This window comes from Pseudomonas sp. A-B-19 (assembly GCF_019947515.1).
Lineage (GTDB): Bacteria > Pseudomonadota > Gammaproteobacteria > Pseudomonadales > Pseudomonadaceae > Aquipseudomonas.
Genome location: NZ_JAGYGN010000027.1, coordinates 18,694 through 39,829 on the forward strand (window position 1 = coordinate 18,694; position 21,136 = coordinate 39,829).

The window sequence follows — 21,136 nt, forward strand, 5'->3', positions numbered from 1 at the left end:
CGGTCAGTGCTCATATCCACACATCATTCTCGGCCGTGCGCTCGCCACCTTCGCGACCGGTGTTGAGTACGCCCTTGGGTTCGATCAGCAGGAGTTTTACTTCCTGCTCGGCACAGGGCTTGTGCTCGACGCCTTTGGGCACCACATACATTTCCCCGGCGTTCACCAGCACGTGGCCATCGCGAAAATCGATGCGCAACCGGCCTTCGAGCACGATGAAGGTTTCGTCGGTATCAAGGTGGTCGTGCCAGATAAAGTCCCCCAGCAGCTTCACCACCTTGAACTGGTAGTCGTTCATTTCGGCGATGACCCGGGGCGACCAGTGGGAATCGATCCGGCTGATTTTTTCAGCGAAGTTCAGGCTTTCGTAAGTGTTCATGAAACAGCTCTCGCGGTGATTGGTGAACCCACGATAGCCAGCGACTCCATGCGCTTCTTGTACGATTGTGCGTGGCTCAACGGCGCTGCATGTTCATCCAGCGGGCCGGTGACAGGCCGTAGGTTTTGCCGAATTGCCGCGTCATGTGGCTCTGGTCAGTGAAGCCTGCGATCAGCGCGGCGCTGACCAGGCTCTGACCCTGAATCAGCAGCGCACGGACCATGTCCAGGCGGCGCATGGTCAGGTAGCGGTAGGGGCTGGTGCCGAACAGCAGGCGAAAATCCCGGGACAGGCTCCAGCGATCCCGACCACTGTGTTGTGCCAGTTCATCCAGGGTCACGGTACGATCCAGGGCGCCGTGGATGTATTCCCGCGCACGCTGCGCGGCCACGTAATCGAAGCCCGAGCGTTTGCCCGGCGCACCGGAAGCCGCGCTCATGGCTTGCGCCAGATCGAACAGCGCATCCTGTTCTTCCAGCGGATCGAGCGGGCAATCGAGGCTGCGCAGCAACGCGCCCGTGGCAGCGAACAGGCGCGGATCGTTCGACAGCCCGGTCTTGATGAACGGCAGCGCTTGCCCGCCGAGCATCTGCTGGATCAGCGCCGGCTCGATGTACATCATTCGGTACTGGAAACCGGACTCGGTGCCGGCCTCGCCATCGTGGGCTTCGTCCGGGTGCAGCACGATCGTTGCGCCTGGCAGGCTGTGACGCCAGCCACCGCGATACTGAAAACTCTGCACCCCGGCCAGGGTGTGGCCGATGGCATAAGTGTCGTGGCGGTGAAGGTCGTAGCCATGGCCGGCAAAAAACGCCTCGAAACGCTGTAGCCCGCCGACATCGGGCGCGCGAAGGAACCAGTCATTGCGAGGCGCACGCTTGGCCATGGTGATGATCGTCTTGAACTTGATGCGCAACACGGTAACCCAGTCAGCGGTTCCCTGTCTTCTGATCGGAAGGGGGCATGTGCGCTAGAAAACCAAGGGCAAATACTGCACTGTGGGGCGCATTCTCTAATTTGTCAGGATGAGGCCAGGTCATGAGCAAGCTGCGCGTGGGGATCATTTTCGGGGGCCGTTCGGCCGAACATGAGGTGTCGTTGCAGTCGGCGAAAAACATCGTCGATGCGCTGGATCGTTCACGCTTCGAGCCGGTGCTGATCGGCATCGACAAACAAGGCCACTGGCATCTCAACGACCCTTCCAACTTTTTGCTGAACCAGGAAAACCCGGCGCTGATCGCCCTCAATCAGTCCAATCGCGAACTGGCGGTGGTGCCGGGGAAAGCCAGCCAGCAATTGGTGGAAACTTCCAGCCAGGAAATGCTCGGCCACGTCGATGTGATCTTCCCGATTGTCCACGGCACCCTCGGGGAAGACGGTTGCCTGCAAGGCTTGCTGCGCATGGCCGATCTGCCGTTTGTCGGCTCCGATGTACTCGGCTCGGCCGTGTGCATGGACAAGGACATCAGCAAGCGCCTGCTGCGCGATGCCGGCCTGGCCGTGACGCCGTTCGTGACATTGACTCGTGCCACGGCCGCGCGTACCGGTTTTGCCGAGGTTCAGTCCCGGCTCAGTTTGCCCTTGTTCGTCAAACCGGCAAACCAGGGTTCTTCCGTGGGCGTGAGCAAGGTCACCGACGAGGCCGAATACACCGCTGCGGTGGAACTGGCCTTGAGTTTCGATACCAAGGTGCTGATCGAGTCTGCCGTCAGCGGCCGCGAGATTGAATGCGCGGTACTCGGCAATGAAGACGCCATCGCCAGTGGCTGCGGCGAGATCGTGGTGCGCAGCGGGTTCTATTCCTATGACAGCAAATACATCGACGACACGGCGGCTGAAGTGGTGGTGCCGGCCAATATCAGCGTCGAGGCCAGCGAGCGCATTCGCGCCCTGGCCGTCGAAGCGTTCCAGGTACTGGGCTGCTCCGGCCTGGCCCGTGTCGATGTGTTCCTGACCGACAGCGGCGAAGTGCTGATCAATGAAATCAACTCGCTGCCCGGCTTCACCCGCATCAGCATGTACCCGAAACTGTGGCAGGCCGCCGGCATGACCTACAGCGAACTGGTGACGCGACTGATCGAGCTGGCACTGGAAAAACACCAGGTTCGGCAGGGGTTGAAGATCAGTCGATAAGCGAGCTTGCTCATAAACAAAAGGCCTACCCACTGGTAAGCCCTTTCTCATTGCATTGCAACGTTAGGCTTGAACGACTGGGAGTGACGGCGGTGGGCCTGGTGGTGATTACGGCGTTGATCTATTCGTTGACCGCCTAATAGCAAAGATCAAAAGATCGCAGCCTGCGGCAGCTCCTACATTGGAATGCGTTTCCCTGTAGGAGCTGCCGCAGGCTGCGATCTTTTGATTCAAAGGCATAAAAAACGCCGCGTACGACTCAATCTCCCAGCGCTTGCCCCTCACGCCGAGGATCGGCACCGCCTGTCAGCGACGCTTTTCCCTGGACGTCCTTCACCCGAACAATCGCCTGGGTCCCGCTGGTCATGTCGATCTCGCTCACGCTGTGCCCCTTGTCCTTCAGCGCCTGAATCAGCGTCGGGCTGAACTGCCCCTGTTCCAGTTCGGTCGGGCCGTTGCGGCTGCCGAAGTTGGGCAGGTTGATGGCGGCCTGGGCATCGAGGTTCCAGTCGAGCAGGCCGATGGTGGATTTGGCCACGTATTCGATGATTTGCGAGCCCCCGGGGGAGCCGACGGTGGCGAGGAATTCGCCGCTCTGGCGGTCGAAGATCAGGGTTGGGGCCATGGACGAGCGCGGGCGTTTGCCGGGCTCGACGCGGTTGGCGACTTTTTGCCCGTTTTCCTCGGGGATGAACGAGAAGTCGGTCATCTCGTTGTTGAGCATGAAACCCTGGACCATGATGTGCGAGCCAAACGCTGACTCGATGGTGGTAGTCATCGACACGGCACCGCCGGCGTCATCGACGGCCACCACTTGCGAGGTGGAAATCCGCAGCGGCGAACGGTCCGGTGCATAGGCCACCCGGATGCCCGGCGGAGTGCCGGGTTTGGCCGTGCCCATGCTGCGTTCACCGATCAGGGCGGCGCGGCTGGCCAGGTAAGCCGGGTCGACCAGGCCCTTGACCGGCACGGGTACGAAGTCCGTGTCGGCGACGTACTGAGCGCGGTCGGCGTAGGCCAGACGCTCGGCTTCCGAGATCAGGTGCACCGCTTGCGGGTCGGGTTCGATGCCGGCCGGGGCCGTGGTCTTGACCGGCTTCAGCGGTGCCAGCGCCAGTCGCTTGTCGCGAGTCTCCAGGGCTTGCAGCGTGCCGAGGATCTGCGCCACGGCGATCCCGCCTGATGACGGCGGCGGCATGCCGCAGACTTGCCAGCGCTTGTAGTCGGTGCACAGCGGCGCGCGTTCCTTGGCCTGGTAGTTGGCTAGATCGGTCAGGGACAGGCTGCCGGGGTTGGCGTGACCCTGAACCTTGGCCGCGATTTCCTCGGCGACCGGGCCTTTGTACAGGGCATCCGGACCTTCATGGGCGATGCGTTTGAACACGGCAGCCAGTGCCGGGTTCTTCAGGTTTGTGCCGACGGCTTTCGGGCTGCCATCGGCATTGCGCAAGTAAGCCATCATTTCCGCAGAGCGCGGCATGGACGAGTCCGCGGCGATCAACTGATGCAGGCGTGGCGAAATGGCAAAGCCTTGCTCGGCGAGCCGGATGGCCGGTTCAAACAGTTGTGCCCAGGGCAGGCGCCCGTGTTTTTGATGGGCCAGTTCCAGGGCGCGCAGCACGCCCGGTGTGCCTACTGAGCGGCCGCCAATCTGCGCCTGGGTGAACCCCATCGGTTGCCCATTGGCTTGCAGGAAAAGCTTCTCGGTGGCGCCGGCCGGGGCGGTTTCACGTCCGTCGTAGGTACGCACGGCCTTGCCATCCCAGAGCACGATCAATGCGCCGCCACCGATGCCCGAAGACTGTGGCTCGACCAGCGTCAACACCGCTTGCATCGCAATCGCCGCGTCGATGGCCGAACCGCCCCGGCGCAGCATCTCCCGCCCGGCTTCGGCCGCCAGCGGGTTGGCCGCTGCGGCCATGTATTTTTCGGCGTGTTGAGTTTTCAGGTCGGTGCGAAAACCGGAAGCGCTTTCCGGTGCGAGTGGCAGGGTCGGGACTGAAGTGTTGTTGCACGCGGTCAGGGTCAAGGCGCTGGCGAGCAGAACCAGAGCTGGCAGGCGGTAGCGGTGCAAAGGGAAGGTTGAGAACACGTGTGGGTACTCCGTCCGTTGGATCTACGATCAGTGGACTGTATCGGCCGACCGGGAGGGACGCAAACCAGGTCCTACGGCACCGACGCTTTTGTCCTTCATCAATGGCGGAATTTTCTGTAGGGTCATTGCGAACAGGCAGGCCAGAAAATCAACAAGAGGCAGACATGCAGACCGAGTTTCCAACCCAGCCGAGTTATCGCTCTCAGCGCGAACAGTTTCTGGCCGCAGCGATCAATGCCGGCGCAACGTTGACCGAGTATCCACACCCGCTCAAAGGGCCGTTTGGTGAGCCCCTGAGCACGGATGTGGCGGTATTGGGTGATCCGGACGCCAAGCGCCTGCTGATCGCACTGTGCGGCACCCACGGGGTCGAAGGCTTCTATGGTTCGGGCTGCCAGATCAAATGGCTGCAGGAGTTGGGCAAGCGCTCCCTGCCCACGGATGTCGCCGTGGTCATGATCCATGCCATCAACCCCTGGGGCATGGCATGGTTGCGCCGGGTCAACGAAGACAACATCGACCTGAACCGCAATCACCTGGATTTCCAGCGCCCGCTGCCAGACAACCAGGCCTACAACGCCCTGCATGAAATCTATGCCTGCCCGCAGTTGCACGGTCCGCAGCGTGAGCGTGCCGATGCCTTGCTCGACGAGCAGATTCGCCTGCACGGCTGGCCGGCAGTCATGTCGATTGTCGAGGGCGGTCAGCATGCTCATCCCGACGGCCTGTTTTTCGGCGGGCTGGCACCGAGCTGGTCGAACCGCACGCTGCACAATATCGTGCAAAAGCACGTGGCCCATGCCGAGGTCGCCATGTGTTTCGACTTGCACACGGGCGCTGGCGAGTACGGTCATCCGATGTTGTTGACCATCACCGAGTCCGTCTATCCGGCGCTGGCGGATGCACAGGTGATTTATGGTCCGTGGCTCTACAGCCTGCAAACCGGTGCCGACACCCTGAGCGAAACCGGCGTGGCGGCAACGGCCACCGGCTACACCTCGCAGGCGCTGATCGATGCGCTGCCGCAGGTGCGGCTGATGCCGTTTGTCATTGAATGCGGGACTTATCCGGGGCCGCAGGTTCACCGTCATCTGCGCGATGACCACTGGCTGCATCTGCATGGCAACCCGAATGACGCAACAGGGCGCGAGATCAAGCTGAATCTGCTTGAGCAGTTCTATCCCGCCGACGCCGATTGGCAGGCGATGGTCTGGTTGCGCACCTGGCAGATCTGGGAACGGGCGTTGTCGGCATTGCCGACGGTTCGCGTCTGATCGAGGCGCGCATGCGGTGCAGGATTTCCCTGTTACCGCAGCGCATTTTTTCAAGGCATAAAAAAACGGCCTACCTTGCGGTAAGCCGTTTTTAGTACTTGGTGGCTACACAGGGACTTGAACCCCGGACCCCAGCATTATGAATGCTATGCTCTAACCAACTGAGCTATGTAGCCAAGTGGCGCGCATTATTCACCGGTAACGGGAATGCGTCAAGCACAAATCTAAAATATTTCTCTGCGCTTTCAACCGTTTATCAACTCTTTAGCAAAATCGACCCTCCAAGCAGGGGGGAAGGGCAGCGCTGGAACCAGCGGCTGACCTGTTCGTACGCGTGCGCCAGTTGCAGTACAGCGAAGTCGGCCTGGTGTCTGCCGATGATTTGCAGGCCCATGGGCAGGCCGTTGGCGTTGAACCCGACCTGTACGTTAGCCACCGGGCAGCCGGACAAGGTGCCGGGAATCACCACCTCCATCCAGCGGTGATAGGTGTCCATGGTTACGCCTTCGATGGCGACGGGCCACGGTCGGGTTTTATCGAACGGGAACACCTGGGCGCTGGGTAGCAGCAGGTAGTCGTACTGTTCGAATAACCTGGAGATCGCCCGATACCAGTCGCTGCGCGTCACCGAGGCGGCAAACACCTCGGTGGCCGAGAGTTTCAGGCCGTTTTCCACTTCCCAGCAGGCTTCCGGTTTCAACAGCGCGCGTTTTTGCGGGTCGGCATAGGTCGCGCCCAACGAGCCGGCGACCATCCAGTGGCGCAATGTCCGCCAACTGCTCCACAGCTTCTCTGGCGCGAATTCGGACTGAACCGGTTCAATTTGGCAACCCAGGCTTTCGAAATCGCCGAAGGCCTTCTCGCACAGCGAGAGGATGCCTTCTTCCATCGGCAGGTAGCCGTTGAAGTCGCCGAGCCAACCCAGACGAGTGCCTTTGAAGTCCCGATCCAGCGGTGCTGCAAAGGCGCTGCCCGATTCGGCAATGGACAGTGGCGCCCGCGCATCGGCCCCGGCCTGCACCGACAACAGCAATGCCGCATCGCGTACGCTGCGAGCCATGGGGCCTTCGTAGCCGAGTTGGTCGATAAACAGATCAGCGCTGTCATCGAACGGCACGCGGCCCTGGGACGGACGGAAACCGAAAATGTTGTTGAAGGCGGCCGGGTTGCGCAGCGAGCCCATCATGTCGCTGCCGTCGGCCACCGGCACCAGGTGCATGGCCAGCGCCGCCGCCGCGCCACCGCTGCTGCCGCCTGCGGTCTTGCTCGGGTCGTAGGCGCAACCGGTCGCGCCGAACAGCGGGTTATAGCTTTGCGAGCCGAGTCCGAATTCCGGGGTGTTGCTCTTGCCGATGATAATCGCGCCGGCGGCCTTGATCCGCTCGACCATGATGCCATCGCGCTCGGGGATGAAGTCCTTGTACAGCGGCGAACCCAGCGTGGTGCGGATGCCGCGGGTCAGGGACAGGTCCTTGATGGCATGGGGCAAGCCATGCATCCAGCCACGGTATTGACCACGAGTCAGCTCGGCGTCGCGGATATCCGCCTGGGCCAGCAGGTCTTGCGGCGCTTGCAGGCTCACCAGCGCATTGACCAGCGGGTTGAAGCGTTCGATATGGGCAAGATAAGTCTGCATCACTTCCCGGCAGGAAACCTGGCGCAGGCGGATGCGTTCGGCGAGCTCGTGGGCCTGCAGCAGGACCAGTTCGCTGATGTTATTAGAGTTCATTGCAAGCGGCCTTTCAGACGGCTGGAAAAACGCCCCGCCATCGCGTCGGGGCGGTAGCGATCAACGCATCAGGTTGGTCCAGAGACGGTCAGCCAGGCGGATCGCGCCTTCGCCGCAGGTCTTGCTGAACACCACGTTGGTGCCTTCGGGGATGTGCAGTTCCGGCGCGTCCTTGAGGCCCGCATCGAGGAATGGCTCCACGCCTTTGATCGGGCTCTGGTGCTTGAGGAAGTTCTGGGTCATCGCCGCGTTTTCAGGCTGGCTGAGGAACGCGATGAAGGCCTTGGCGTTTGCCGGGTTCTTGCTGCCGGTCGGGATGACCATGTTGTCGACCCAGGCCAGTACGCCTTCTTTCGGATACAGGTATTTCAGGCTCGGTTTCATCTCCCGGGCGCGCATCGACGAACCGCCCCAGAAGGTCGACATGTCGATTTCACCCGAGGCGAGGTTTTCGCGGATCGAACCGGCCTTGGAGCTGTAGGTCTTGACGAAAGGTTTCTGCGCCTTGAGCAGGGTCAGGATCTGCTGCATCTGCTTAGGGTCTTCGCTGCACAGCGGAATGTTCAGGTACAGGCTGGCCATGTCCACCACGTCGCTGACCGAGTCGAACATGTTGATTCGCCCTTGCAACTCGGCCGGCGGCTCGTAAAGCACCTTGAGGCTGTCGGCAGGGCCCTTGTAGCGCTCGGTGTTGAGCACCGCACTGGTGGTGCCCCAGATGAACGGCACGGAGTAAGCGCCTTCCGGGTCCCAGGTGGGTTTTTTCAGGTTGTCGACGACGCTGACATAATAGGGCTCGTTGACCGGGTCGAAACGCTCCAGCAGTTTTTCCTTGATCAGGATCGGCACGAACTGGTGCGACGGGATTGCCACGTCATAACCGGCGCCGCCCTGTTTCAATTTGGCCAGCAGGGTTTCGTTGGAATCGTAGGAGTCGACGGTGACTTCGATGCCGGTCTGCTTCTGGAATTTGGCGAGAATCTGCGGCGAAAAGTAACCGCTCCAGCTCACCACGTTGAGTTTTTCCGCGGCCTGAACGCTGCCGACCATGGTCAGCGGTAAAGTCAGGAACAACGAAGTGCCGATGCTTTTAATCCACTTGCTCATGCTATTTCCCCACAGTGCGTAGAAGGTTCAGGTTTTCTTTTTGCCCAGCAGATAAGAGAGCGTGACGAACAGCACCGAGACGCCCAGGATCAGGGTCGACACGGCGTTGACGTCGGGTGTCACACCCATGCGCAACAGGCCGAAGATGAAAATCGGCAAGGTCGTGGTGCCGGCCTGGGAGACCATCATCGAGATCACGAAGTTATCCAGCGACACGATGAAGGCCAGCATCAGCCCGGAGAAAATCCCCGGCATCAACAGCGGCAGGGTGACCTTGCGGAAAGTCCGCCACGGGCCGGCATACAGGTCGGCCGAGGCTTGTTCCAGAGACAGGTCCATGTCGTTAAGGCGTGCCCGTATCGGCAGAAAGGCGAACGGGATGCAGAACACCGTGTGCGCGATGATCAGGTTGCCGTAGCCCAAGGACAGACCGATGGTAGAGAACAGCGCGAGAGTGGCGACGCCGACCACGATTTCCGGCAGTACCAGGGGCAACATGATCGCGCCCATGGACAGTTGCAGGCCCTTGAACTTCGCACCCCGTGACGTGCCCAGGGCGGCGAGGGTGGCGATGGCCGTGGCGACCATGCTGGCGCAGACTGCGATCAACAGGCTGTTGCCGGCCGCCTGGCGCAGGGCCTGGTTGGCGAAGGCTGCGCGATACCAGTCGAGGCTGAAACCGGTCCACACCGTGGCTGACTGGTTGGCGTTGAACGAGAACACCACCAGCACCACGATCGGCGCGTAGAGGTACAGGTAGAACAGGAAACTGAAACCGCCAAAGCCCGGGAAGTCCTGCACGCCCAGCGTGTTGCGTTTGAACAGGCCGATCATCACACACCTCCTTTGGCGATGCGCTGGCGCTCGGCACGCAAGGCATAGACGGTCAGTACCAACATCACCGCCGCCATCAGCACCAGCGACAGGGCCGCACCGAATGGCCAGTTACGCGCATCGCTGAACTGGCGGAAGATCAGATTGCCGAGCATCATCCGCGTGCCACCGCCGAGCAGTTCCGGGGCGATCATCGCGCCCAGGCAAGGCACGAAAGTGAGGATGGCGCCGGCGAGAATCCCCGGTCTGGCGATCGGCAACACTACTTTGCGCAAGGTGCGAACGCGTCCGGCGTAGAGGTCCTGAGCGGCTTCGAGCAGACGGATGTCCATTTTTTCCAGGGTGGCGTAGATCGGCAGCACGACGAAGGGCGCGTAGGTGTAGACCAGCCCCAGCAGCACGGCACCGTCGGTGTACAACAGTTGCAACGGTTCATGGATGACGCCCATGCCCATCAGGCTGTTGTTGATCACGCCCGTGTTACGCAGCAGCAAAATCCACGCATAGGTGCGGATCAGCAGGTTGGCCCAGAACGGCACGGTGATCAGGAAAATCAGCAGGCCACGGCGATGGGCCGGTTGCATGGCCAGCCACACCGCCACCGGAAAACCGATCAACAGGGTGATGAGCGTGGTCAGTCCGGCGATGCCGATGGAGCGCAGGGCGATGATCAGGTAGGCGTCGGCGAAGGCCAGGCTGTCGTCCAGTTGCCGCTCGAACAGCAGCGAGGTGTAGGCGTCAGTGCTGAACACCTTGTTCACCCCGCCGTAGGGGTTGGCCTCCATCAGTGAATAGCCGATGACAATCAGGATCGGCACGATCAGGAACAGGCCTATGGCGATCAGCGCCGGGCTGACCCCGAGGAAACTCTGGAAGGCCCGCCGACGTTCCAGCGTGTTGGCAATCGGTAGTGCGTGCATGGCAATTCCTCGTGCTCAATCGTGCAGGACGCTGGCGCTGCCCTGGTCGAACAACAGACCGGCCTGGCTTCCTGCTGCGAAGCGTTTGCTCTGGTCGACGCAGTTGGGGGTGCGCACGGTGAGGCGCGAACCGTCGCTCAGGCTGACCTGGTATTGCAGGTCGGTGCCGAGGTAGATCTGCGCCTCGATCCGGCACGGCAAGGCACATTCGGTATTGCCCGGCACCAAATGCAAACGCTCGGGGCGCACGGACAATGCGACGTTGGCACCGACCCGCACATCGCTGCATGGCTGTGCAGGCAGCGGATGACCGGCCGGGCCGGCGAACCAGGCCAGGCCGTCTTCGACGCGGGTGACTGTGCCTTCGATGAAGTTGGTTTCGCCGATGAAGTCCGCCACGAAGCGATTGCACGGGCGTTCGTAGATGTCTTCCGGGCGGCCGACCTGCTGCACTTCGCCTTCGGACAGCACGGCGATGCGGTCGGACATGGTCAGGGCTTCTTCCTGGTCATGGGTGACGAAGATGAAGGTGATGCCGGTGCGGGCCTGAATGGTTTTCAGCTCTTCGCGCATGGCCTGGCGCAACTTGAGGTCCAGCGCCGAGAGCGGTTCGTCGAGCAGCAGGACCTTGGGGTGCGGCGCTAGTGCGCGAGCCAGGGCGACGCGCTGTTGCTGGCCGCCGGACAGTTGCCCCGGCTTGCGGTTGGCGAAGCGTTCCATCTGCACCAGGGCGAGCATCTCGCGCACCCGTTCGGCTATTTGCAATTTGTTCAGGACTTTGCCCATCGGCTGGGATTCAAGACCGAAGGACAGGTTCTCGGCGATGGTCATGTGCGGGAACAACGCGTAATGCTGGAACACCGTGTTGACCGGGCGCAGGAAGGGCGGGCGATCAGCAATGTTTTCGCCGTAGAGCAGAATCTCGCCTTCGGTAGGGAATTCGAACCCGGCGATCATCCGCAGGAGCGTGGTTTTGCCGCAGCCCGAAGGGCCAAGAAGGGTGAAGAACTCGTTGTCGCGAATGTCCAGGTCGATGCTTTTGAGCGCCACCGGGCCAGTCTTTGGATCACCGTAGACTTTACGCACTGAGCGGATGGACACCGCCAGCGTTTGCAGCGAATGCAGGGCATTCATGCGTTACCTCCGATTCCCCCATCGCCTGTGCACATGCTGAAAACAGCTGTGCCCTCGGGCCATGGATATTATTTTTCTGGGCAGGATCGAGATTGCGTTCGGGTGTTGTAACCAGCTGTTTTTTTGTTCTGCTGTGGATCGATTATCAGCGAGGGGTTGCAGGGGCGAAACTTCAATTTTAACATAGGGGCTGTTAAAAAATTTAACAGCAGAAGGCGTTCGGAAACCATGCCTGACCACCGTTTACCGCCACTCAACGCGGTGCGTGCCTTTGATGCCGCGGCCCGGCTGGGCAGCTATGTCGAAGCCTCCAAGGCCCTGCACGTGACCCAGCCGGCCATCGGCCGCCACGTGAAGTTGCTGGAAGACTGGCTGGGCATCCAACTATTCGAGCGCACCTCTCGCGGGGTCAACCTGACAGTGGCGGGGGAGAAGTACCACCGCAAGATCGCCGCCGCTTTGCAACTGATCATCGAGGCCGGAAAAGAGGCGCAGCCCAGGCACGCCGAGCGCTGGCTGCGCATCATGGTGGTGCCGGGGTTCGCCAAGCGCTGGCTGATGCCGCGCATCGAGGCCATGCGTCATCTGCGCCCGGGCTTGAAGTTCGCCATCGAACCCAATTCGACCTTCACTGAAGTGGACGGCAAAAGCGCTGACCTGGGCATCGTCTACGGGTTGGATGGCCAATATGCTCACTCGCGCACCAGCCTGATTTGTCCTCGGGTGTTTCCGATCTGTTCCCCCGATTATCTGGCCAGCGTCGAGCCCATCGACAGCCCCGCAGATCTGGTGAAACACAACCTGATCCACGTCGATGACGGCGAGTGGTGGAACCTGTGGTTCGCCGCCAACGACCTCGACATCCACCTCAATTCGGACATGCTCTATGTCAACAATGACCACGCATTGTCGGTGGCCGAGAGCGGGCAGGGCATTGCGCTGGCCAACGAAGTGCTGGTGCGTGAAGAACTTCATAGCGGCAAGCTGGTGCGGGTGGTGGAGGCGCAAGTGAAGCTGGAAAGCTATCGGGTGCTGACGCCGTCTGCGGAGCTCTCGGCGGACGTGGCGTGGTTTGTCGACTGGCTCAAGACTGAGCTGGAGCAGGACTTCCCGGAGGCGGTGATTCGCGCCTGAGAAGTCCTGGCGGACTCAACTCAAGCGGAAGCGCCCGGTATTGTCGCTTAAAGCTTTGCTGCCGTGGCTCAAGGTGTCCGCCGCCTGGTTCACCGCGCGGGCCCCTTCGAGCAAACGCACCGCCGCTTGATCGACCTGCTGGATGTTGCCGCTGACCTCATCGGCGGTGCTGGCCTGTTCCTCCACCGCCGTGGCGATTTGCGCCAGGGTGTCGGTGACGCTCTGAACGGCACTGGCGATTTCCCCGAGTCGTTCACCGAGGTCGGTGACCGCTTGTGCATCGCACTGTGCCTGACTGCATGCGGCGTGCATCAGGCTGACCGCCTCATTCACAGTGTTGCGCAGGCTGTCGACCGTGCCGGCGATCTGTGCGGTCGATGATTGCGTGCGCTGGGACAGGCTGCGCACCTCATCGGCCACTACCGCGAAGCCACGCCCTTGCTCGCCTGCTCGCGCCGCCTCGATGGCGGCGTTGAGCGCCAACAGGTTGGTCTGCTCGGCAACGCCGCGAATGGTGTCGACCACCAGTTGAATCTGCTGTCCTTGTTCACTGACCCGGCCCAGTGCTGCTGCGGTCTCATTCAGGCGTTGATTGAGTTGCTGGATGCTCGCGGTGGTGCGCTGGCTGTCACGGCTGCTGTCGGCGGCAATGCGTTGGGTGTGTTGGGCGCTGCCTGAAGCCTGTTCGCAACTGTGGGCCACCCCTTGGGAGGTGGCGGCCAATTGCGTCGCTGCAGCGGCAATCTGGCTGATCTGCAACTGCTGGGCTTCGACTTCGCCCAGGGCGTCGCTGGAATGATGGTTGAGGGTTTGTACCGCGTTGCTCAGTTGCAGGGTTTCGTGATCCACCCCTTGCAGGCTGCTGCGCAGTTGCACCACGGCGACGTTCAGCGCGGTACTGATGACGGCCAGTTCGTCCCGACCCTGAACCGGCACTTGCAGACTCAGATTGCCATCGCGCAAGGCCTCGGCCAGTACCGTGATGCCGCTGGCGCTGCGGCGGATCGAGGCCTGCAAGCAGATGAACAGATACAGTGCCGCCAACAGCAGGCAGCCCAACACGGCGGCCACCACAATGAACTGGCGGATCGCCGAGCCGTGGTAGTAATCCAGGCGTTGATCCAGCGACACCAGCGATTGTTGACGCAAAGTGGCGAGATCGGAGAGCAGGGCATCGAGACTGCGTTCGAAGTCCTCCGGCTTGAGGTTGATGCTGCCGCCGAAGACGCCGTCATCCAGCACCTTCAGGCCCGCATCGAGGCGCTTGAGGCTGTCGTGGTATTGCCCGGCCCAGGTTTGCAGGGCGCTGGGCAAGCGCGCTTCGAGCAGGCCAGCCGTCTTCACAAGCTGCTCTCGCGCATCACCGATGCGGCTGCGCAAGTCGCGCAGTTGAAGACGGCTTTGCAGGGTGAACTGCCCAGACACCACCGAGGCCTGACCCACCGCCGCCAGACGACCGATCCGTTCGATCAGGTCCGGCGCATGCTGGGTGGAAATCTGCGTCAGCAAATAAGTCTCCAACCACGGTGCCAGCGTCAGGCGATTGTCCATGGCGATCTGTTCGCGCAAGGCTTGCAGGGCGCTCAGGGCGTTGGAGAAGCGATCATAGCCATCCGGCCACCAGCCGACATTGCTCAGGCTTTTTGAGTCGAGGCCATCGAGGGCGGTTTGCAGGGCCTGGTAGCGCGACAGGGTTTCGCCCTCGGCACCTTCTTTTTGCAAGGTATTGCCCAACTCGGCAGTGGCCTGGCTGACGGCGGGCTGGACCGCATCGAAGGCGGCCATCGCGGCGAGGGTAGCCGGTGTTGGCTGGCGATTGGTTTCCGTGGCGCGCCACCGGGCGGCGCGATCACGCTGGGCGCCGAGCAGGTCATCCAGCGCATCGAGCGCAAGCAGTTGCCGCACCCCGGCGCGTTCGCCGGAGATCAGGCTGAGTTTGTCGCGATAATCCTGGCCGATCATCCACAGGCTGCCGGCCAGCGGCAGGATGAACAGCAGAAACAACAGCTGGAATTTGCGTGCGAAGCCAAAACGCCCCAGCAGCCCGATCCCCGGTGATAAAAAAGCCTGCATGCCCCATGACTCCTCTGGACACCACGCCCCATTGGCGTGCATCGGAGGTTGTCGCACCTCCGACTCGTGCCCTCTAAAAAGGCCTCGAAAGTTCACCCTTGTCCGCTCTGTAGGCCGACTCTGTGGCGAAACTTCCCATTGTCGGTCTCCTTTGTAAGGAAGCCGCGTTCAAGCGGACAAGGGAGGCAAGATTCAGACCATGGCTTTGCGCCATCAAGGATGCAGTGATGAAAAATCGAAGTCGTTAGCAGGCTAAGGGGATGGCGTTGCTGCACTGAAAAGTGGCACATTGACGTACCTGCACGTTTGTACCTCCTGTTGTCTGGATATTCCCATGGCCATCAGCAACGCCCAGTCCGGCTCAGTGCCGGCGTCCGCTACGCCCCAAAGCAGTCCCCTGGTGATGCGCATCATCGGCGCGGTAGCGCTGGCGCATTTGATCAACGACCTGATCCAGTCGGTCCTGCCGTCGATCTATCCGATGCTCAAGGCCAACTATGGCTTGAGCTTCACCCAGGTCGGCCTGATCACCCTGACGTTCCAGTTGACGGCCTCATTGCTGCAACCGTGGGTCGGTTATTACACCGACCGCCATCCCAAGCCGTGGCTGCTGCCGGCGGGTACGGTCTGCACCCTGGTCGGGATTCTGATGATGTCGGTGGTCGGCAGCTTCCCGTTGATTCTGCTGGCGGCGGGGTTGATCGGCATCGGTTCATCGACCTTCCACCCGGAAGCTTCCCGCGTGGCGCGCCTGGCTTCAGGCGGGCGCTTCGGGCTGGCGCAATCGACCTTCCAGGTCGGCGGTAACGCAGGCTCGGCGTTCGGCCCGTTGCTGGCGGCGGCGATCATCATTCCCTACGGTCAGGGGCAGGTAGCGTGGTTCGGCCTGTTCGCGGTATTTGCGCTGTTCGTGCTCTACCGGATCAGCCGCTGGTATGCCAACCACTTGAACCTGTTCAAGCTCAAGCAAGGCCAGGCGGCGACTCACGGCCTGTCCAAGGGCCGGGTGACCAGCGCGTTGGTCGTGCTTGGGTTACTGGTGTTCTCCAAATATTTCTACATGGCCAGCCTCACCAGCTACTTCACCTTCTACCTGATCGAGAAGTTCGATCTGTCGGTGGCCAGTTCGCAGTTGCACCTGTTCCTGTTTCTCGGCGCGGTCGCTGCGGGGACATTCTTCGGCGGGCCGATCGGCGACAAGATAGGGCGCAAGGCGGTGATCTGGTTCTCGATTCTCGGCGTTGCGCCATTCACGTTGTTGTTGCCCCATGTCGACCTGTTCTGGACCAGCATTCTCAGCGTGGTCATCGGCTTCATCCTCGCCTCGGCGTTCTCGGCCATCGTGGTGTACGCCCAGGAACTGGTGCCGGGCAATGTCGGGATGATCGCCGGGGTGTTCTTCGGCTTGATGTTCGGTTTCGGCGGGATTGGCGCGGCGTTGCTCGGGCATCTGGCGGACATACACGGCATCGAGTACGTGTATTACCTGTGTTCGTTCCTGCCGTTGTTCGGGGTGTTGGCGATCTTCCTGCCGCGAACCAAAAAGGCCTGAGCCAACACCAATCCCTGTGGGAGCGAGCTTGCTCGCGATGACGGTATGACATTCAACGATGATGTCGTCTGATACACCGCTATCGCGAGCAAGCTCGCTCCCACAGTGGTTCAGTGGTGTGGCGGATGATTGTTTCAGGCACAAAAAAGCCGCGTATCAAACGCGGCTTTTTCTTGGGTGTGTGCTTAGCTCTGTATAACGTTAGACGTTGAAGCGGAAGTGCATCACATCGCCGTCTTTGACGATGTAATCCTTGCCTTCCAGGCGCCATTTACCGGCTTCCTTGGTACCGGCTTCGCCCTTGTACTGGATGAAGTCGTTGTAGGCGATCACTTCGGCGCGGATGAAGCCTTTTTCGAAGTCAGTGTGGATCACGCCAGCGGCTTGCGGTGCGGTGGCACCGACGCGGACGGTCCAGGCGCGGACTTCTTCGACACCGGCGGTGAAGTAGGTCTGCAGGTGCAGCATTTCGTAGCCGGCGCGGATCACGCGGTTCAGGCCAGGCTCTTCGAGGCCCAGGGCTTCGAGGAACATGTCTTTTTCTTCGCCGTCATCGAGCTCGGCGATTTCCGCTTCGATCTTGTTGCACACCGGAACGACCACGGCGCCTTCTTCTTCGGCGATGGCCTTGACCACGTCCAGGTGCGGGTTGTTCTCGAAACCGTCTTCAGCGACGTTGGCGATGTACATGACCGGCTTGGTGGTCAGCAGGTGGAAGCCCTTGATCACCGCTTTTTCGTCGGCCCCCATGTTCTTCATCAGGCTGCGCGCTGGCTTGCCTTCGGTGAAGTGGGCGATCAGTTGCTCCAGCAGGCCTTTCTGGACCACGGCGTCCTTGTCGCCACCCTTGGCGTTGCGCGCGACTTTCTGCAGTTGCTTCTCGCAGCTGTCGAGGTCGGCGAAGATTAGTTCCAGGTCGATGATCTCGATGTCGCGTTTCGGGTCGACGCTGTTGGAGACGTGAATCACGTTCTCGTCTTCGAAGCAGCGGACCACGTGGGCGATGGCATCGGTTTCACGGATGTTGGCCAAAAACTTGTTGCCCAGGCCTTCACCTTTCGACGCGCCGGCAACCAGGCCCGCGATGTCGACGAATTCCATGGTGGTCGGCAGGATGCGTTTTGGATTGACGATGACCGCCAGGGCATCCAGGCGCGGATCCGGCATCGGCACGATACCGCTGTTCGGCTCGATGGTGCAGAAGGGGAAGTTCTCGGCCGCGATCCCGGACTTGGTCAGGGCGTTGAACAGGGTGGACTTGCCGACGTTAGGCAGGCCGACGATGCCGCAATTGAATCCCATGGTGTTTCCCCTCGGGTAAAAGTCAGGCCTTCTGGCTGTGCAGGGTTTTCATCGCGCGGTTCCATTCACCGGCGAGGATATCCGGCAGCACGCCGAGGGCAAAGTCGATGCTGGCATCGAGTTTTTCCTGTTCGGCGCGTGGCGCGCGACCCAGGACGAAATTTGAAACCATACTGGCAACGCCCGGGTGGCCAATGCCAAGCCGCAAGCGATGAAAGGTATTCTGATTGCCCAGTTGCGCAATGATGTCGCGCAACCCGTTGTGACCGCCATGGCCGCCGCCCTGTTTGAGCTTGGCAACGCCCGGAGGCAGGTCGAGTTCGTCGTGCGCCACGAGGATTTCTTCAGGCGAGATACGGAAGAAACCTGCCAGAGCTGCTACGGCCTGGCCGCTACGGTTCATGTACGTGGTGGGAATCAGCAGACGAACATCCTGACCCTGATGCGAATAGCGCCCGGTCAGGCCGAAATACTTGCGGTCCGCCACAAGGTTGACGCCTTGTGCGTTCGCGATGCGCTCAACAAAAAGGGCCCCTGCGTTATGCCGGGTCTGTTCGTATTCAGCGCCTGGATTTCCCAGGCCAACGATCAGTTTGATGGCGGTCACGATAGGGGCCCTTCATTGGAGTGGTGGATAACATCGCCGCAATCAGGGAGAGCGGCGAAAGTGGACGAAAATTGCTCATTTACCATAGATGTAAACTCCGCGTTCTCGCCCGCTTTCTCGCTACGTTCCAGTCCGCGATGTTATTTGATCACTCCGGCGTACAGAGTGAAATTACTCTGCAGCGCCTTCTGCAGCTTCTGGAGCAACACGTGGAGCGTGGACGTTGGCAACAGCCTTGTCATCGCCGTGTACCAGGGCCACGAACTCAACGCCTTTAGGTGCTTTGAGGTCCGACAGGTGAATGATCGAACCGATTTCAGCGTTAGCCAGGTCGACTTCGATGAACTCAGGCAGATCTTTCGGCAGGCAGGTAACTTCGATCTCGGCAACAACGTGCGAGATTTCGCCGCCTTTCTTGGTCGGTGCTTCTTCGTTGATGAAGTGCACTGGAACGACAGCGGTCAGTTTCTGGCCAGCGACTACGCGTACGAAGTCAGCGTGCATCACGTGGCCTTTGGCCGGGTGACGCTGCAGGGCTTTGATCACGACGTTCTGCTTGGTGCCACCAACGTTCAGCTCGATGATGTGGCTGTAAGCCGCTTCGTTTTCGAGCAGTTTGGCAACTTCTTTGGCCAGCATGCTGATGGATTCAGGGGCTTTTTCGCCACCGTAAACTACAGCTGGAACCAGGCTTGCGAGACGACGCAGGCGGCGGCTCGCACCTTTCCCCAGGTCGGAACGCACTTCAGCATTCAGGGTAAAATCGTTCATGTTGTATCTCCAAAATAACCACATTCGCCCCAGCGTTTGCGACCAGCGCTAAAGGCGATATGGGCAAAAAAGCCCCGCCCCGACAGGAATGCCGGGGCGGGGCGCTTTTCGTCAACGAGACATTTCGAGAAGGGCAGGGCCCTTAGCGGAACATCGCACTGATCGATTCTTCATTGCTGATGCGGCGGACCGCCTCGGCAACTACCGGCGCGATATCCAGTTGACGGATACGCGAGCAGGCTTGTGCAGCAGCGGACAACGGGATGGTGTTAGTCACCACCAGTTCGTCCAGCATGGAATTTTCGATGTTCTCGATCGCCCGACCGGACAGCACAGGGTGCGTGCAGTAGGCGAAAACCTTGGCAGCGCCATGCTCTTTCAGGGCCTTGGCCGCGTGGCACAGAGTGCCGGCGGTATCGACCATGTCATCGACCAGAATACAGGTACGCCCTTCGACGTCACCGATGATATGCATCACTTCAGAGTGATTGGCTTTCTCACGGCGTTTGTCGATGATCCCGAGATCCACGCCCAGGGATTTGGCAACGGCACGTGCACGCACGACGCCACCAATGTCCGGGGACACGATCATCAGGTTTTCGAAGCGCTGATCTTCGATGTCATCCACCAGAACCGGGGAGCCGTAGATGTTATCTACCGGAATATCGAAGAAACCCTGGATTTGGTCAGCATGCAGATCAACCGTGAGAACACGGTCGATGCCGACTACGGTAAGCATGTCAGCCACGACTTTCGCGCTGATAGCCACACGTGCGGAACGCGGACGGCGATCCTGACGGGCATAACCAAAGTAAGGAATAACAGCAGTGATACGAGTAGCCGAGGAGCGGCGGAAGGCATCAGCCATCACAACCAGTTCCATCAGGTTATCGTTGGTCGGAGCGCAAGTCGGCTGAATAATGAAGACGTCTTTACCGCGGACGTTTTCATTGATCTCGGCTGTAATTTCGCCGTCGGAGAACTTACCGACAGAGATGTCACCGAGAGGGATATGCAGCTGACGTACGACACGCCGAGCCAGATCGGGGTTAGCGTTCCCCGTAAAGACCATCATCTTGGACACGCGCAGTACCTGAAGGCTGAGGGTAACCTGGATGAGTATAGGAAAATGGCAGGGGCGGCTGGATTCGAACCAACGCATGGCAGGATCAAAACCTGCTGCCTTACCGCTTGGCGACGCCCCTGTATTTGTTGCACGATTACCCGGTAATCGGTTCCTTTAGAGCAGACTTTGAAGCTTGCGATGCAACATCGAAACGTTGCTTCCTTTTGCTACAAAACCTGTAAGGGTCTCTGTCAGAAGGGCCGAGACTTTATCAGCTTCAGCTTTGCTTGGGAAGCCCCCAAACACACAACTTCCAGTTCCGGTGAGTTTTGCTTCGGTAAATTTACCTAACAAATTCAAAGCGTTACGTACCTCTGGATAACGCCTTGTTACCACCGGCAAGCAGTCATTTCGACTGTTTCCCTTGGGAACGGGGCGCACTTTAATGGCAGGAGTGTTACGTGTCAACAACGGATCTGAAAAAATTTCTGCCGTACTTACAGAGACTTGCGGCACCAGCACGAGATACCACGGTTCTTCAGGGTCGACAGGGGTGAGTTTCTCGCCAACACCTTCGGCGAAAGCCGCGTGCCCACGTACGAAAACCGGGACGTCGGCGCCCAGCGTCAACCCGAGGCCAGCCAGGCGATCTTCATCCCAGCTCAATTGCCACAGATGATTAAGGCCGAGCAAAGTCGTTGCGGCATTCGAACTGCCGCCACCGATACCACCGCCCATGGGCAGGATCTTGTCGATCCATATATCGACGCCCAGCGAGCAAGCGGATTGCTCCTGAAGTTTTTTTGCGGCCTTGACGATCAGGTTGCTGTCATGGGGGACGCCCGGGAATTCGGTGTGCAGTCGGATGACACCGTCATCGCGCAGGGCATAGGTGATTTCGTCGCCGTAATCGAGAAACTGAAACATCGTCTGCAGTTCGTGGTAGCCGTCTTCACGGCGCCCCAGAATGTGCAGCATCAAATTGAGTTTGGCTGGCGAAGGCAGTGTCAGGCGATTGTCTGGCAT

General features: G+C 60.3%; 18 protein-coding genes and 2 tRNA genes. 4 read left to right on the forward strand and 16 right to left on the reverse strand.

What is annotated here, in order from left to right:
• Positions 1-10 precede the first annotated feature (10 nt).
• Positions 11-379: a cupin domain-containing protein gene (locus KGA81_RS24020; RefSeq protein WP_223549135.1), complete on the reverse strand. Its 369-nt coding sequence runs from the start codon at positions 377-379 to the stop codon at positions 11-13.
• Positions 380-455: 76 nt separating this feature from the next.
• The gene (locus KGA81_RS24025) at positions 456-1,265 is read right to left on the reverse strand and encodes an AraC family transcriptional regulator (protein WP_223549234.1); all 810 of its coding nucleotides are present in this window, start codon (positions 1,263-1,265) and stop codon (positions 456-458) included.
• A 152-nt stretch (positions 1,266-1,417) separates the two neighbouring features.
• Here KGA81_RS24025 and ddlA point away from each other — a divergent pair, with 152 nt between their 5' ends.
• Positions 1,418-2,512: a D-alanine--D-alanine ligase gene (gene ddlA, locus KGA81_RS24030; RefSeq protein WP_223549137.1), complete on the forward strand. Its 1,095-nt coding sequence runs from the start codon at positions 1,418-1,420 to the stop codon at positions 2,510-2,512.
• Positions 2,513-2,771: 259 nt separating this feature from the next.
• Here the strand turns inward: ddlA and ggt are convergent, their stop codons facing one another.
• Complete coding sequence (gene ggt, locus KGA81_RS24035) at positions 2,772-4,604, reverse strand: gamma-glutamyltransferase (protein WP_223549139.1); 1,833 nt, start codon at positions 4,602-4,604, stop codon at positions 2,772-2,774.
• Between the two features lie 167 nt (positions 4,605-4,771).
• Between ggt and KGA81_RS24040 the strand changes: the two genes are divergently transcribed.
• Positions 4,772-5,881: a M14 family metallopeptidase gene (locus KGA81_RS24040; protein WP_223549141.1), complete on the forward strand. Its 1,110-nt coding sequence runs from the start codon at positions 4,772-4,774 to the stop codon at positions 5,879-5,881.
• Positions 5,882-5,980: 99 nt separating this feature from the next.
• Here the strand turns inward: KGA81_RS24040 and KGA81_RS24045 are convergent.
• The 6 genes from KGA81_RS24045 to KGA81_RS24070 form a co-directional block, all read right to left on the reverse strand.
• A tRNA-Met gene (locus KGA81_RS24045) sits at positions 5,981-6,057 on the reverse strand.
• 80 nt (positions 6,058-6,137) lie between these two features.
• On the reverse strand, positions 6,138-7,610 hold the full coding sequence (locus KGA81_RS24050) for an amidase (RefSeq protein WP_223549144.1): 1,473 nt from the start codon (positions 7,608-7,610) through the stop codon (positions 6,138-6,140).
• A 60-nt stretch (positions 7,611-7,670) separates the two neighbouring features.
• On the reverse strand, positions 7,671-8,717 hold the full coding sequence (locus KGA81_RS24055; RefSeq protein ID WP_223549146.1) for an extracellular solute-binding protein: 1,047 nt from the start codon (positions 8,715-8,717) through the stop codon (positions 7,671-7,673).
• Positions 8,718-8,744: 27 nt separating this feature from the next.
• Positions 8,745-9,551 (reverse strand): ABC transporter permease, encoded by an 807-nt coding sequence (locus tag KGA81_RS24060; protein WP_178120847.1) that lies wholly within the window; start codon positions 9,549-9,551, stop codon positions 8,745-8,747.
• Positions 9,551-10,471, reverse strand: a complete 921-nt coding sequence (locus KGA81_RS24065) for an ABC transporter permease (RefSeq protein WP_223549148.1) — start codon at positions 10,469-10,471, stop codon at positions 9,551-9,553. The genes KGA81_RS24060 and KGA81_RS24065 overlap by 1 nt, the downstream gene beginning before the upstream one ends.
• 15 nt (positions 10,472-10,486) lie before the next feature.
• Positions 10,487-11,605 (reverse strand): ABC transporter ATP-binding protein, encoded by a 1,119-nt coding sequence (locus tag KGA81_RS24070; protein ID WP_223549150.1) that lies wholly within the window; start codon positions 11,603-11,605, stop codon positions 10,487-10,489.
• A gap of 228 nt (positions 11,606-11,833) precedes the next feature.
• On the opposite strand from KGA81_RS24070, the gene KGA81_RS24075 reads away from it, so the two are divergent.
• On the forward strand, positions 11,834-12,739 hold the full coding sequence (locus KGA81_RS24075) for a LysR substrate-binding domain-containing protein (RefSeq protein WP_223549153.1): 906 nt from the start codon (positions 11,834-11,836) through the stop codon (positions 12,737-12,739).
• Positions 12,740-12,754: 15 nt separating this feature from the next.
• Here the strand turns inward: KGA81_RS24075 and KGA81_RS24080 are convergent, their stop codons facing one another.
• Complete coding sequence (locus tag KGA81_RS24080) at positions 12,755-14,854, reverse strand: methyl-accepting chemotaxis protein (RefSeq protein ID WP_411736575.1); 2,100 nt, start codon at positions 14,852-14,854, stop codon at positions 12,755-12,757.
• Positions 14,855-15,146: 292 nt separating this feature from the next.
• On the opposite strand from KGA81_RS24080, the gene KGA81_RS24085 reads away from it, so the two are divergent.
• Positions 15,147-16,364: an MFS transporter gene (locus tag KGA81_RS24085; protein ID WP_223549157.1), complete on the forward strand. Its 1,218-nt coding sequence runs from the start codon at positions 15,147-15,149 to the stop codon at positions 16,362-16,364.
• A gap of 201 nt (positions 16,365-16,565) precedes the next feature.
• Here KGA81_RS24085 and ychF read toward each other — a convergent pair whose 3' ends face one another.
• From ychF to ispE, 6 genes are all read right to left on the reverse strand, one after another.
• A complete protein-coding gene (gene ychF / locus KGA81_RS24090) occupies positions 16,566-17,666 on the reverse strand; it encodes a redox-regulated ATPase YchF (RefSeq protein WP_223549159.1) in 1,101 nt (366 codons plus the stop codon).
• Positions 17,667-17,688: 22 nt separating this feature from the next.
• Positions 17,689-18,273 carry an aminoacyl-tRNA hydrolase gene (gene pth, locus KGA81_RS24095; RefSeq protein WP_218426640.1) on the reverse strand — a complete coding sequence of 195 codons (585 nt, stop codon included), beginning with the start codon at positions 18,271-18,273 and terminating at the stop codon, positions 17,689-17,691.
• Between the two features lie 171 nt (positions 18,274-18,444).
• Positions 18,445-19,044, reverse strand: a complete 600-nt coding sequence (locus KGA81_RS24100; RefSeq protein WP_223549161.1) for a 50S ribosomal protein L25/general stress protein Ctc — start codon at positions 19,042-19,044, stop codon at positions 18,445-18,447.
• Positions 19,045-19,186: 142 nt separating this feature from the next.
• Positions 19,187-20,128 (reverse strand): ribose-phosphate pyrophosphokinase, encoded by a 942-nt coding sequence (locus KGA81_RS24105; protein ID WP_003208392.1) that lies wholly within the window; start codon positions 20,126-20,128, stop codon positions 19,187-19,189.
• A 46-nt stretch (positions 20,129-20,174) separates the two neighbouring features.
• Positions 20,175-20,249 (reverse strand) — tRNA-Gln (locus KGA81_RS24110).
• A gap of 35 nt (positions 20,250-20,284) precedes the next feature.
• A complete protein-coding gene (gene ispE, locus KGA81_RS24115) occupies positions 20,285-21,136 on the reverse strand; it encodes a 4-(cytidine 5'-diphospho)-2-C-methyl-D-erythritol kinase (RefSeq protein WP_223549163.1) in 852 nt (283 codons plus the stop codon).